At 46.9% G+C, this 13,953-nt stretch carries 10 protein-coding genes; all 10 read left to right on the plus strand.

What is annotated here, in order from left to right:
- Positions 1–45: 45 nt before the first annotated feature.
- The 10 genes from yfcC (at position 46) to CSH92_RS05020 (ending at position 13,945) form a co-directional block, all read left to right on the plus strand.
- Positions 46–1,524 (plus strand): putative basic amino acid antiporter YfcC, encoded by a 1,479-nt coding sequence (yfcC, locus tag CSH92_RS04975; protein WP_100656512.1) that lies wholly within the window; start codon positions 46–48, stop codon positions 1,522–1,524.
- Positions 1,525–1,733: 209 nt separating this feature from the next.
- The gene (locus CSH92_RS04980; RefSeq protein WP_164084659.1) at positions 1,734–3,239 is read left to right on the plus strand and encodes a serine hydrolase; all 1,506 of its coding nucleotides are present in this window, start codon (positions 1,734–1,736) and stop codon (positions 3,237–3,239) included.
- 125 nt (positions 3,240–3,364) lie between these two features.
- Positions 3,365–4,177 carry a PEP-CTERM sorting domain-containing protein gene (locus tag CSH92_RS04985; RefSeq protein WP_100656514.1) on the plus strand — a complete coding sequence of 271 codons (813 nt, stop codon included), beginning with the start codon at positions 3,365–3,367 and terminating at the stop codon, positions 4,175–4,177.
- Between the two features lie 96 nt (positions 4,178–4,273).
- Positions 4,274–5,596: a nucleotide sugar dehydrogenase gene (locus tag CSH92_RS04990; RefSeq protein ID WP_240612739.1), complete on the plus strand. Its 1,323-nt coding sequence runs from the start codon at positions 4,274–4,276 to the stop codon at positions 5,594–5,596.
- Positions 5,580–7,076, plus strand: a complete 1,497-nt coding sequence (locus CSH92_RS04995) for a glycosyltransferase family 2 protein (RefSeq protein WP_100656515.1) — start codon at positions 5,580–5,582, stop codon at positions 7,074–7,076. Before CSH92_RS04990 ends, CSH92_RS04995 begins: the two co-directional genes overlap by 17 nt.
- Before the next feature lie 24 nt (positions 7,077–7,100).
- Complete coding sequence (locus tag CSH92_RS05000) at positions 7,101–8,249, plus strand: PilZ domain-containing protein (protein ID WP_100656516.1); 1,149 nt, start codon at positions 7,101–7,103, stop codon at positions 8,247–8,249.
- A 1-nt stretch (position 8,250) separates the two neighbouring features.
- The gene (locus CSH92_RS05005) at positions 8,251–9,630 is read left to right on the plus strand and encodes an alginate export family protein (protein WP_124916919.1); all 1,380 of its coding nucleotides are present in this window, start codon (positions 8,251–8,253) and stop codon (positions 9,628–9,630) included.
- Positions 9,630–11,084, plus strand: coding sequence for a right-handed parallel beta-helix repeat-containing protein (locus CSH92_RS05010; RefSeq protein WP_100656518.1), 1,455 nt, complete (start codon positions 9,630–9,632; stop codon positions 11,082–11,084). Before CSH92_RS05005 ends, CSH92_RS05010 begins: the two co-directional genes overlap by 1 nt.
- A 2-nt stretch (positions 11,085–11,086) precedes the next feature.
- Positions 11,087–12,481 carry a hypothetical protein gene (locus CSH92_RS05015; RefSeq protein WP_124916920.1) on the plus strand — a complete coding sequence of 465 codons (1,395 nt, stop codon included), beginning with the start codon at positions 11,087–11,089 and terminating at the stop codon, positions 12,479–12,481.
- A 45-nt stretch (positions 12,482–12,526) separates the two neighbouring features.
- Positions 12,527–13,945 (plus strand): MBOAT family O-acyltransferase, encoded by a 1,419-nt coding sequence (locus CSH92_RS05020; protein WP_100656520.1) that lies wholly within the window; start codon positions 12,527–12,529, stop codon positions 13,943–13,945.
- Positions 13,946–13,953 lie beyond the last annotated feature (8 nt).

Consider the following 13,953-nt stretch of genomic DNA (forward strand, 5'->3'; position numbering starts at 1 on the left):
CTGTCCTCATCAATACTGCAATAATCAACGCGCTGGAAGACCACTATGCATGTAAATACAACGCCCAAAAAAATGCCGGATGCCTTTGTCATTCTGTTCTTTGTCATTGTGATTGCCAGTGCACTGTCATACCTCGTCACGCCCGGAGCCTTCCAACCGGAAACGATTGAGGTCATTAAAAATGGTGAAGTCACAAGCAAAGTACAAATCGATCAAAACAGTTTCCGCTACGATGATTCGGCACAAACCGGTATTAGTTTGTTCGCCGACGGGGGCAACATGGGCATGCTCAATTATGCCTTCGAGGGCCTGGTTTCTGGTGATAAATGGGGCTCCGCGGTAGGCGTTGTCGCCTTTATTCTTATTGTGGGCGGCGCATTCGGCATTATTATGGCGTCAGGTGCGATTAATAACGGTGTGCTAGCCTTAATTGCACGATTTCAGCATGCCGACCATGTCATTTTACCGCTTTTATTCCTCTTGTTTTCTTTAGGTGGTGCCATCTTCGGCATGGGCGAAGAAGCCATCGCTTTTTGTATTGTGTTAGTACCCTTAGTTATTGCCTTGGGCTATGACAGTATTACCGCCGTTTTGATCACCTATGTAGCAACGCAGATCGGCTTCGCGACTAGCTGGATGAACCCGTTTTCTGTCGCTATCGCCCAAGGCATTGCTGATGTTCCACTAATGTCGGGACAAGGATTCCGTATGACCGCATGGGCTGTTTTCACCGGTGCAGGGTTATTATTCACTTGGTACTACGCGCGCTCAATTAAGCATTCACCTGAGCGCTCCTTAAGCCACTCCAGTGATGCGCACTTTCGGCAACAACAGGCTGAAGTTACAGCAAATTACAATGTCGCTGACACCATTATCTTACTCACTTTTTTTGCCGGAATTGCATGGGTTATCTGGGGGGTAACGGCGCACCAATATTATATCCCCGAGATAGCTAGCCAGTTTTTTGCGCTTGGCATTGCCATAGCTGCACTCGCTAAGATCTTTGGCCGGCTTACCCTTAATCAAGCCTCGGAAGCGTTTCAGCAAGGCGCCAAAGACCTACTGCCCGCGGCTTTAATAGTCGGCATGGCCAAAGGCATTGTACTTATTCTTGGTGGCGATGATGTTAGCCAGCCATCGGTATTAAATACGTTATTGTTTCATGCAAGCAATAGCATCGGAGAATTCGGCGCTACGGCGAGTGCGCTGTTTATGTTGTTGTTCCAAGCCGTGTTTAACTTTTTTGTCGCATCGGGCTCAGGCCAGGCAGCAATCACTATGCCATTGATGGCACCTTTAGCAGACTTAGTCGGTGTGTCACGGCAAGTAGCAGTACTTGCATTTCAACTGGGGGATGGGCTGACCAATATTGTTATTCCAACCTCAGCCTCTTTGATTGGATGTTTGGGGGTTGCCCGCCTTGATTGGTCGGTTTGGATCCGTTTCGTTTGGCCTTTAGCCTTGATACTTGCGGGATGTGCTGTTGCTACAGTCGTTATTGCTGTGGCGATTGGGCTAGCTTAACCGTTGCCATGCATGGCTCGTCAAGCTCCGAGCAAGCATGCTACAGTAACAATACAATCGTGAGCGACTGTGGAGCGTGGTAAGTGCCAAAATTTAACATTAAATCAGTGAGGTTAAATACATACTGGTTCGCCCTTTGCAGTTTACCTCTGCTGTTGGCCTCGACTTCAAGCGCAAAGCAAATATCAAAGGGCGACCTTGAAAAACGCGTGGACACAGTTGTCGCGGCAGCACTTGATACGTTTAATACACCGGGGTTGTCTGTTGCTGTCGTTTCCAGTAACACGGTGTTACTGCAAAAAGGTTACGGCAAACGCGATATCAGTGAAGACTTGCCGGTAACACCACAAACCTATTTTCGCCTCGCGTCTACCAGCAAAGCCTTTACTGCTGCATCAATTGCTATTTTAGTCGATCAGGAAAAACTGAATTGGGATGACAGGGTCATCGATCATCTACCAGAGTTCCGCATGTTCGATCCCTATGTTACGCGTGAAATGACCGTGCGTGACTTGCTATCTCATCGCAGTGGTTTAGGCGGTGGCGCCGGTGACAGTATGCTATGGCCGGAACCTGCTGGGTTCAGCCGCAGTGAGATTGTCCACAACCTCCGCTATTTAACCCCTCAATCCAGTTTTCGTAGTCGTTACGCCTACAGTAACGTTATGTACATTACAGCTGGTGAAATTGTCGCCAACATCGCCCAACAAGACTGGAGTGATTTTGTTGATGAGCAACTCTTTGCACCACTACAGATGGCATGCTTTGCAGGCGATGTGCCCAAATCAGCATTGCGTAATGTAGCCCTGCCTTATGGCTTTGATGAGCAGACTGGATTATATCTCATCCCCCGCAACGCAATTCACCACAAGGGGCTAGCCTCGGCGGCAGCAGGCGGTCTCGTATGCAGCGCCGAAGAAATGAGTAAATGGTTAATGGCCTTATTGTCTGACGCGCGAGCCATAGCCTTAGACCAGGAACAAAGTTATCGCCCTGAACTACCTTTTTCGCCACAACAGCTGCAAGAGATATGGTCACCTAACACCCTGTTGGGGATGAGTGAATTTGAACAAGAGTGGGATGGCACTGTGTTAAAAGCCTACGCCATGGGCTGGCGTATTAGTCATCTAAATAACACACGGATTATTTCGCACACCGGGACATTGTCCGGTTATCAGGCATATGTGGCACTCATCCCGGACGTCGATATTGGGGTAGTTATTTTAAACAATGGTTCAAACTATGGTGCTCGCTCTGCTGTCATGCAGTCCATCCTAAGACATTTCGTAATGTCTGCAGAACAACAGGATTGGGTTGCCTTGTACCAAGACTATCAAGCTAAACGGGAACAAGAGTATTGGGCGGAATACACCGAGCCAAACGGAACCGGGCAAGTGGTCCTGGACCCGTTAGCTTATGCTGGCACATACCTTGACCCTTGGTTTGGAACGATCCATATAAATGTTGAAAGTGGTACACTGCGAATTCGTTCTGATAAAATGCCAACTTTAGTGGGCAGTATGCTGCCATTTAACGACCATACTTGGGTTATCCGTTGGGACAACCAAAATGCAGCAAGCGATGCCTTTATCCACTTTCACGTTGGAATTGATAACCGGGTAAATGGTTTTATACTAGCACCATTTACCAGCGAACAGACTGACAATCATGAGTGGAAAGATATGCGCTTTGAACGAGTAAAGTCGGATGAGTAGATCCGCCGCCAACACATACTGACGTATAAATAAACATACTAAAAAGTGCAAGAATGGCGGGAAATGCCATATATTCTTGAACGCATTAGTCGATATAATGTACGGTATTTAATAAGAAGTAGGCCATGTGTAAGATGTATAAATTAGTCGCTAGTGCTCTTTTGCTACTGTGCTCCTCAGCACAGGCGAGCCTATTGTTGACCTCACCCACCTCGTTCGGTGCCATTGACTATCGCATTCCGGATTTTGGCGGAGCGGTTATCGACATCGTAGGCAAAAACAATAACCGTGTTACTAGTTTTATTGGTGAAGGTAATTTAGCGCATGTTGGTCTGATTACCGACCTCAACGGGTACGCAGAAACAGACATCGGCAAGCTTTCTTTCAGTGAGCAGATGCTTAAAATCTTAGAAGGTGGCATATCTCAGATTGGTATTCGCTTAACGATGTGGGATGGCGACAATGATCTGCTCAATGATGGTACTAATTCGCTCGAATTAGGTTTCCATGCGAATAAGAATTTCTTATACCTGAATGACTATTATTTTGGTAATTTTTCGGACGTCGAGACCGTTTCTTTTAACCGTTTTGGTTTAGGCCAGGTAGAAACGTCCAACACTTCTGGTTTCACCACTGATTACACTGGTGTGGGTTGGTTCTTCTCGAATGACAGTGCTCTGGTCGACAATATCGCTGAAGCAATTTTTGCTAGTAGTGAACTTGCGATGAAATTTGTTATCTCTGGGGCAGCTCCGAACCATGCGAACTTTATCTCATTTTCAGATCGCGATGACCGCCTAACGAAACAAGTTAAGTCGTTTACTAGCATCAAGGTGCCCGAGCCTAATACAATAGTTTTGCTTATTATTTTGATAAGTTTGCTAATGTTAAATAGATGGAAATCCTTTGCCAAAAGTCGAAACACGCTGCAAGCGTAATTCAATAGGAAGCCAATAGGCTTCCTTTTTTTTATCAGCTCTTTACTCATTTGCTAATTCCATGAATACTATGAGAAAAAAGAGAACGCAGACGCCATGATAAAGATAAGTGTTATTGGCATGGGCTATGTTGGCTTGGTATCAGCGACTTGTCAGGCTAGCGATGGTCATATTGTTGTTGGAGTAGACACAGACGCCGCAAAGCTAGGTTTGATCGCACAAGGCCAAGCACCAATCGTCGAAAAAGATTTAACTGCATTGCTACACAGCGCGGTTAACGAAACCGGCAACCTTACTGTTACTAATGATATCAATGCGGCGGTGTTAGCCACAGACGTATCCTTTGTCTGCGTTGGTACGCCCTCTGACAAACAAGGTGGATTGGATTTAAGCTACATTAAACAAGTCTGCCAACAACTCGGTCAGGCCATTGCAGCAAAACGCCAGTACCACGTTGTAGTTATTCGCAGCACAGTGATTCCCGGAACCGTTCTTGAGGTTGTAAAGCCTGCACTTGAGGAAGCCTCAGGATTGTGCGCTGGCCAGGATTTTGGTATTGCCTCGAATCCAGAATTCTTGCGCGAAGGATCAGCCATTCATGACTATCGCAATCCCCCAATGACCGTTATAGGTGCACTTGATGACCGCTCTGCTGCGCCATTATTGGAGCTGTATGCAAATGCTCCAGGGGAGTTGGTGCAGCTACCTATAGAGTCAGCAGAAATGGTTAAATATAGCTGCAATGCCTGGCATGCAACCAAGGTCGCCTTTGCCAATGAAATCGGCAGTTTTGCCAAAGCGTACGGCGTTGATGGGCGACAAGTAATGGAAGTCTTATGCAAAGATAAGACACTAAATATTTCTTCTTACTACATGAAACCTGGGTTTGCTTTTGGGGGTTCATGTTTGCCCAAAGATTTGCGTGCCCTCGACCATGAAGCGCGCGGTCGACATATCCAATTACCGCTGTTACACGCTGTGTTGGAAAGTAACCGCAAGCACATTTATAAAGCTGTCAGTCAAATAGAGAAAATCGGTAAGTTGAAAGTTGGGTTACTCGGATTGAGTTTTAAAGCCGGCACTGATGATTTGCGTGAAAGTCCATTGGTAGAGCTTGCGAGTATACTGACCGGTAAAGGTTATGATTTACAAATCTATGACGCCAACCTGAATGCTAGTTTGGCGCTGCAAAGTGAAACTCAAGATTTTTCGAAATATATTCCGTTTCCCTACTTGCTGCGTTTATTAAGTGACAGTATGCAAGAAGTTATTGATTTTGCCGACTTAATTATCATTGGAAATCCTGAAACCGAATTCAGTGCTGTGGTCACTGATCTCCCCGCGGGAAAAGAGCTGCTTGATTTAGCGGGATTAATGACCTCGACCAGTCAAGGAAACATGCATGGCATCTGCTGGTAAAATCCAACTTCTACCGTCAGTGTACACCCCGATTGGCTGGGTGCTGTGGTTTACTGTTGTTGGTATTTTAGTGCTTGCCGTGCCACCCGGTACTTTTGTCGCTGACCACCCTAACTTTATCTTTATTATTGGTGCTCTGGGTATTTGGCGTTATGGCGTAGGGATTATGCACTTTGTACGCGGCATGATCTTTATGTACTTGGTGTTCCCCGGTCAACGTAAGCGGGCATTAAAAGCGATTGCCGACCGCCCACCTTCGCATATCTATTTGATGGTCACTAGTTTCCGGATCGATTCAATGACCACTGCAAAGGTGTATTCTGCAATCATCAAAGAAGCGATTGAATGTGGTTACCCCACTACCGTCGTGGCATCCATCGTAGAAATGTCAGATGAGCTCTTGATTAATAGTTTGTGGGAACAGTTCAGCCCACCTCCGCACGTGCAACTGAAAGTCGTGCGCATTGCGGGTACCGGCAAACGTGATGGCTTAGCCAATGGCTTTCGCTGTATTGCTAAAGACCTGCCAGACGAAACAGCTTTGGTTGCGGTTATTGATGGTGATACTGAACTGCAACCCGGCGTAATTGCCAAAAGCGCTCCCTACTTTTCGTTATACCCGAACGTGGGAGCATTAACGACCAATGAGACATGCCAAGTGCTAGGTTCTTATGTGATGAGTCAATGGCACAAGCTACGCTTCGCCCAACGTCATGTAAACATGTGTAGCATGAGTCTGGCTAAACGCGTATTAACACTGACTGGGCGCATGTCAGTTTTTCGCGCTGCGGTGGTAACCCAAACCGACTTTATCAATGATGTTGAAAACGACCACCTTGACCACTGGCGTTTGGGTACCTTTAAGTTTTTAACGGGTGATGATAAGTCCAGTTGGTTTTCTCTCATGCGCCGCGGCTGGGACACCTATTATGTGCCCGATGCAAGTATTCATACCTGGGAACATCCACCTGATAGAAACTTTTTTCGCGCAGCTAAGCAGCTGATGTTTCGCTGGACAGGTAACTCACTACGACAAAATTACCGAGCGACACGCTTGGGCTTGCGTCGTTTAGGGGTACTTACTTATTACGTTCTTTGGGATCAACGCATCTCGATGTGGACTAGTTTAGTTGGTCTTTCAGCCGCAATTGTTGGTGGCTTGAAATATCATTATTCTATCCTCGTTATGTATATTCTTTGGATTGCAATGACGCGTACGTTTGTGACCTTTTTACTGATGTTTTCAGGCCACAAGGTAGGGCCCATGTATCCGGCATTGTTATATTTCAATCAGATTTATGGCGCTCTAGTTAAGGTTTATGTGACCTTTCGACTCGACCGTCAAAGTTGGACTCGTCAAAAAACCAAAAGTAAAGAAAGTGACGATCCGTTCCAAAAGCACTTTAACGTTTATTCAACTCGACTTATGACCTTTGGCGCATTTTGCTTATTTTTTGCATTCATTTTACGCCTGGTATAACGCAATGGGATTTAAGGTACCAACATGAGTAATCAGTCAGATCCAAACAGCATGGTTCATGAAACGGAAACGCAACGGCGGCATTCGCGGGTCAAGATACCAAGTAAACTTACAATAGTGGCCGAAGACGGAACCAAATCTCAATTTGAACTGTTAGATATCAGTGCCAGTGGTTTCGCTGTGCAAGCTGGCGACCTTAGTCTTACGGCTGGTGATTTTGCCAAAGGTACATTGACCTTCAAGTTTGACAGCTTAGAGATTGGTTTGGATGTGAAATTTCAAGTTGTCGCGAAGTACGGTGATAAGGATGCGCGCTACGGTTGCGAATTCCATGAGCTTGGCCGCGAGGAAATTTCTACTATCCGCACCATCATCACCAAGTTTTTAAGTGGTGAAGTGACCAATGTTAATGACATTTTAACCACCCTTTCTCGTGAAAACTTCGCTAAACAACGCACAGACGTTAACCGCGCGTTATCAGGTTCCGATAAGGTGAAAGCCGTAATTTTTACCGGCATGTTCGTGTTTCTAAGTTTGCTCGCGTTTGCGTACGTGTTACTCAACATTCATCAATCATTCTTTGTGATTAAGGCCGATACAGCAGTGGTATCAGCGCAAACCAGCATGGCGGCCGCCCAACGAGAAGGTAATATTTCCATCCAAGTTCAACCTGGGCAGAAAGTCGTCAAAGGTCAGCCGTTAGCCATCATTGAGTCACCGTTATTGGCAGATACTGGTAGCATTGCAGCGGCTGCAGGGATGGAACAATCCGCACTGCAGGAATTACTCGATAAAACCATCCCCAGCGTGGTCAAAAGTCCTTGCGATTGTGAGGTAGTTGAACTAGCTGTGCGTGATGGTGAGTACGTTACCCAAGGTCAAGCCATTGCGACCTTTGGTGATGCCGCGACATCTGCTGTAGTGTTAGCACGCTTCAAGCATGCCGATCTTGGAGATATTGCTGTGGGCACCAGTGTTTACGTATACCTTGAGGCGGGACAAGAACCCGTTCGTGCAGTGATCACTAAATTAGAAATTCCCGAGAACATTCGTGCTGAAGAACACAAGGTTCACAGCGTACTGGCTACTATAGTGCCTGACGAACATATTCCGTTGTCCTACCTTAAACGGCCAGTGACAGTGAAGATTGGTGAACTTGACGCGTTTATGTAATATGAAAAATCGGGGAATCAACATTACCTCTCGATGCATTGCAAGTAGCCTAGCAGCGGCGGTTCTGGTCAGTGGGACTATGAGTTACTCGGGTAGCGCGAATAGCTACGAACTCGAACCTTGGTTACGCGGCGCGGTAACGTCGCGCGACGTATCGAATCGTCCAAGCTTAAACACCATTGACCAGGATAGTTGGTTAATTGAGGCTCGCTTGGGCATTCGTGACCAAGTCAGTTCGCAGTGGTCTTGGTTTGCTGACGTTAGGGCCTTAGCTGCTAACGATAATACGTTCTTGAGTGACCAAACTAACGATGTCGTGCGTGAAGATGGCTCCAGTGATTCGTATTTTTTACAAGTCCGTGAAGCATACCTCAGGTATTCTGGCTTAACCCCATACCCAGAAGAGTATTTAACCATCGGTCTGCAGCGCTTGGCCGATGCCGATGGCTTTTGGTGGGATGCCGATATTGAGTCCATCAGCTGGCAAGCCGACACCACTCAATTAGACTGGTTGGTGGCGATTGGAAGAGAGTTTGACACTTACCGTACCGATGCTGATCTCAGTGCAGTTAATAAGGACGTTACCCGAGCCTTTGCCGGCTTTGACTGGGACTGGGTTGCTTATCATAGCATTGGCTTCAATTATATGCGGCAAAGTCAAAGCACTGATCTAGCAGAAGCTCGGTTTAGTGATAATGCACTAGGAAAAAATGCGACCGTCAATTGGTACGGCGTAAAACTAATGTCCAATTGGCACCAGCGCCAAGGACCTAGTCCACTGGCGTATAAATTGGAATGGATTGCGCAGCGCGGCGACACGTCATTAGTTCGTGATAATGCCCTTGTGATTCCAAGCTCGATTGACGCCGACGCGATTGATGCTGGTGTACGCTACGATTTCGCCAAGTGGTCTGTCGGACTTACGTATACCCGCGGTTCTGGCGGGCTATCTGCAGGCGAATCCAACAATTTTGTGCAAAGTGGTCTGCATACCAATCGAGGACAGTATTTTGGCGGGAGGCAGCGACTCATTCGTTTTAACGAAGCTCTGCGAGCGGACATAACCAACCTGTTGCACAGCGGACTTTTTGTCAGCTATCGGCCTAATTTAGAGTGGGAAGCGGTGGTGCTACTGGGTGATTACCAAAAATCCGATGCTCAGGAGAACATTTTTTCTTTGACTCGTGAGATTGAAACACAAGCAGGCAACAAAGATGTCGGCAATAGTCTCGATGTTAATCTGACCTACACCCCGCAAAATCCATTTTATAATATGCATTTACTTCGCTTGCGCGCTGGTGTTTTTAGTCCAGGGGACGCCATGTTACGCAGTGGTACTGATTATCGCATTACCCTCGATGCACAGTTTTGGTACTGGTAATGAAAGCACTCGTTCTCTCCGCTTGTATAGTCATTGTAAGTAGCGCTTCGGTTAGTGCTCAAAGTGCGCACGTAACAACGGTAGAATTACCCGCTAGAGCGAATCAATTACCGGATAGAGAGAATCCTAACGCTTCGACTATTGCAGCGTACACAGAGTCATCTTCCCTTTTACCAGCGGTTGTCTCGACTGAAGTTAAACGCCTTAGTGAAGCGAAGGATGTGTTAAAAACGATTTATTCGGCAAGCTTTACCCGGATGGCTGAGCAGCAAGGCCAGATACCTCAAGGAATTTTGCTTAATCAAGGCAGCATATCACTCCCCAAACTGCATCAACGCCATCCTAACTGGTTACGCAAAGTCGACGACAAACAATATGTCGCCGAACTACCCATCATCGTGGATATCGGTGCAGAGTTAGTGATCAGTGACAATCAAATCCTGACCTTATCGAACCAGAAGGGCAGCTTCTTACATAACAGTGGTCGTTTGCTTATCACTGATGCTGTTGTCCAAGGCAGTGCTGAGCAATCCCAACACTCTGACTTCCAACCATTTATCTTTTCGTTCGGCGGCAGCACCACAGTGGTGGTAAATTCAACTGTCCGACAACTCGGATTTAATGAAACGTCCAGCTATGGCTTTAGCATTCGCCCTGCAACCTCAGCTGCTTTGCAGATGCTTACTGGAAATGAAAGGCTGCAACTGGCGAGGGCACCAAGACTGTATGTTGAAAACTCTCGCTTTGAGAATTTATACATTGGCATTCAAGCCGACGGTGTCAAAGATAGTGCGATAAAAAATAGTCAAGTGAGCCATAGCCAGTTCGACGGGATCCAAATCTTAGCTACAGCCTCACCGATGCACATTAGCAACAACACAATCGAGCAATCGAAGCGCCATGGACTTTTTCTCTCAGATGCCGTTAAAGCCAGCAGAGTTAGCGATAATCAAATTTTACTAAATGGGGGCGCAGGTATTCACATAGAGCAGGCCAGTGCTAACAACGTAATCGCGTACAATGAAATTTTCCAGAATGCGACAGATGGCATTGGTGTCTATGAGGCCAATGAGAATCGCCTCTATGGCAACCGGATCTATCAGAATGGGAGTCATGGAATTCGATTGCGCTCGGCACTTTCTAGTCAATTACAGCAAAATATTCTGCTGGCTAATCAAGGCAGCGGCGTCTTTATCTACGCAAAGGATGACGAGACGTTGGGAGCAGATTTATCTGCTAGCGCCGTAAGCGAAGTCATCGGTGGACTGATGATCGGGAACCAGCGTGGTGCCATCACTAGTGAAGCTCCATACTCTCTATTGCTGGGAGATTTAAAACTCGAAAACAATGGCCGTAAAGCCTTTCGAGGAAGACTTGAATTACTTGAAGGTGCGATAGTCAGCGCCACATTGACGACTAATTCAGCAGCACTTATTCAATTTGAGGAAGATTGAAAATGAGACGGAGCGGATATTCAGGTGCTGTTACTATCTCTACGTTATTATCAAGGCCCCGTCGACTTTTTCTATTGGTCAGTAGTGTATTACTGTTATCACTCAACGGTTGCAAGGTGTTAGAGGATACTCAACTTGCCCGCGTCCAACTCACTGACAATTCCCCCGCACGACATCAACAGGCACTAAGAGCTCTGCAAGTATTAGCCGACAAAGGCTACCTAGACGCCACTATTTTACTGGCTGAATATCATGCTCGATTGGGGCAGTTCCCCAATATTGACGCGGCACATACCGCATTCATCCAGATGAGTCCAAGCGCTGAAAGCTATGGGAAACGTTATGCCAATTGGCTAGCACGGCTTGCCAGTGCCAGACCTAACTATCGCCAGCAGGCCATTGAGGTTTTGTGGCAACGTATGCGCTCCCATGGTGATGTTGGCTATCAGTTGGTTCGGCTAGCCACAGACTCAGATAATGCAGTCGACTCGACCGTTCAGGAAGTATTTGCCCTACTCGACCAACGGGGAGAGTCAAACTCCGTGGAAAAAATCCGCATCCTGGCAGAACTAGAGGACGTCGCCCCTTGGTTTGAGACCCTCACCACACTCTGTTCCAATACGCTGGATGCCAGATACTATTGTTTACGCAGTGAACTGCGCTATGCAAAGAAACACCGCACTGAGCAACTTACAGACCTCGCAGAGCAGTCGAACACTGCGTTTCAAGCTGGCGAGTTAAACGTTGAAGAAAACATCAACTTAATGCGCCTTTTTGCTGCGCAAAACGCCGACGTTGGAACAGGGAGTCAGCGCTTAGCCTATGCCTCAGCGGCGGCAGCCATAGATACTCATGACACTGCGTTTCTCGCTTATGCGAACTATGCCATAACTAACGAAGTGCATTTCAAGTTACCCGAGCTTACACAGCGGCTAGAGCGGATAAGCATAGAACACCCACAGGCCTACACTCTCCTCGGCCGCCTGTATATGGAGGGACGTCGCAGTGTAGAATACCCTAGCCGAGCGTTAGGCTATCTGGAGCAAGCGTTACCCGATCCCCAAGCTTCCTACTATCTCGGTAAACTTTTGCTCTCGGGTAAACTGGGTTATGCCGTATTACAAGAGGGCGTTGACCGCCTGCTATTCGCTGCGCGACGCGGTGAACACCGTGCTTATCGCGAACTTTTCCAGCTCTTTACCAATGGCCCAGGGATCCAACCTAATCAAGTATACGCGCATACCTTTGCCGCGGTATACCAAGCCTTGGGTTTTGAATTAAGCGAGTTTGACAGTCAATTGCTCGCATCATTGCCTATTCAGAATAGTGAGCAATCTACGGTTACCGAGCTTGTGGCTGCCGAAATGTTAATCCTTACCGAGTTAACCGATGAATAAGGTCGACACGGTTACGTTGGAATGTAAGAGGAATCGCTAACGCTTATGGTGTTCTCATCTAGCATCTTTTTATTTTTCTTCTTACCGCTCTTTTTGCTGTGTTATTACCTAACTCCGCCGCGCTACCGTTCGTTGACTATATTATTGGGCAGTTATGCCTTTTACGCTTGGTGGAGAGTAGATTTTTTAGCCCTTTTCATTGCCGTGACGCTATGGAATTACTTTATAGGGAAGGGAATTGCTGCAGCACTCTCAGCGCATCAAGCCAAGGCAAAGCGACTCCTTGTTATTGGAATTACTGGAGACCTTGCAACACTGGGATATTTTAAATATGCCAATTTTGGTGTTGCTAATTTCGAGCAGTTGCTGATATCCATGGGTAGTGAACCGCTCTCGCTGGCGCATGTTATCCTGCCCATCGGGATCTCCTTTTACATTTTTCAGGCGATTAGTTATTTGGTCGATGTATACCGCCAAGATACTCCGCCATCGCGACGATTCATCGATTTTGCGGCATTCATTGCACTGTTTCCACAGCTGATTGCGGGACCAGTCCTACGCTATAAAGATTTAGCCAGTCAGTTTGTCGAGCGCGTACACAGTTGGCCACTGTTTTGTTCAGGCTGCCTGTTGTTTATGCAAGGTTTTGCTAAAAAGGTTTTAATTGCGGATACCGTCGCCCCCATCGCAGATGCCGCATTTACTGGTCATAGTGTAACTATGTTGGATCATTGGCTAGGAGTGACCGCTTATAGTATCCAACTGTATTTTGATTTCTCAGGTTATAGCGACATGGCCATTGGACTGGGTTTAATGATGGGCTTCCACTTTATCCAGAACTTTAACCAGCCCTATATCAGTCAAAGTATCACCGAGTTTTGGCGACGCTGGCACATCAGTTTGTCGACCTGGTTAAGAGATTACTTATATATAGCGCTTGGTGGCAATCGGCTCGGCACCTGGAAAACCTACCGCAACTTGTTTCTGACCATGCTGCTTGGCGGGCTTTGGCATGGTGCTAATTGGACTTTCATCGTATGGGGTGCTTGGCATGGTCTTATACTTGCCTTTGAACGCTTTACTGGTCTGTCGAACTATACCGGTTTTTCACTCCTACGCTGGCTGGTTACCTTACACCTTGTGACGCTGGGTTGGGTGTTTTTCCGTGCCGATAATGTCACCGATGCATTCCTCATTATTATTGCTATGTTTAATTTCGACAGTCAGGGACTAAGCCCTGCATTTTCTGTTGAAGTTGCTCGTTGGGCGTTAGTTATGCTCATAATCGGAATTGTGATCGTGTTAGTTCAAGGGTTACGGCAGCACAGCGCCACACTCGAGAAAACCCTAAGTCATGGGGCTGTAACGATGATCGGGCAGGTCTTGCGCTTCCCGATTTTCTTACTTGCTTTGAGTAGTTTGTTGGCATCAAGCTATTCACCGTTTTTGTACTTCCAGTTTTGAGGAATGTG

The organism is Neoalteromonas flava (assembly GCF_002807685.1).
Classification (GTDB): domain Bacteria; phylum Pseudomonadota; class Gammaproteobacteria; order Enterobacterales; family Alteromonadaceae; genus Alteromonas_E; species Alteromonas_E flava.

What these genes read in the sequence shown, in the direction of transcription:
- yfcC (WP_100656512.1), top strand. Translation starts at nt 46, where the DNA reads ATGCATGTAAATACAACGCCCAAAAAAATGCCGGATGCCTTTGTCATT.
- CSH92_RS04985 (WP_100656514.1), top strand. Translation starts at nt 3,365, where the DNA reads ATGTGTAAGATGTATAAATTAGTCGCTAGTGCTCTTTTGCTACTGTGC.
- CSH92_RS04990 (WP_240612739.1), top strand. Translation starts at nt 4,274, where the DNA reads ATGATAAAGATAAGTGTTATTGGCATGGGCTATGTTGGCTTGGTATCA.
- CSH92_RS04995 (WP_100656515.1), top strand. Translation starts at nt 5,580, where the DNA reads ATGGCATCTGCTGGTAAAATCCAACTTCTACCGTCAGTGTACACCCCG.
- CSH92_RS05000 (WP_100656516.1), top strand. Translation starts at nt 7,101, where the DNA reads ATGAGTAATCAGTCAGATCCAAACAGCATGGTTCATGAAACGGAAACG.
- CSH92_RS05005 (WP_124916919.1), top strand. Translation starts at nt 8,251, where the DNA reads ATGAAAAATCGGGGAATCAACATTACCTCTCGATGCATTGCAAGTAGC.
- CSH92_RS05010 (WP_100656518.1), top strand. Translation starts at nt 9,630, where the DNA reads ATGAAAGCACTCGTTCTCTCCGCTTGTATAGTCATTGTAAGTAGCGCT.
- CSH92_RS05015 (WP_124916920.1), top strand. Translation starts at nt 11,087, where the DNA reads ATGAGACGGAGCGGATATTCAGGTGCTGTTACTATCTCTACGTTATTA.
- CSH92_RS05020 (WP_100656520.1), top strand. Translation starts at nt 12,527, where the DNA reads ATGGTGTTCTCATCTAGCATCTTTTTATTTTTCTTCTTACCGCTCTTT.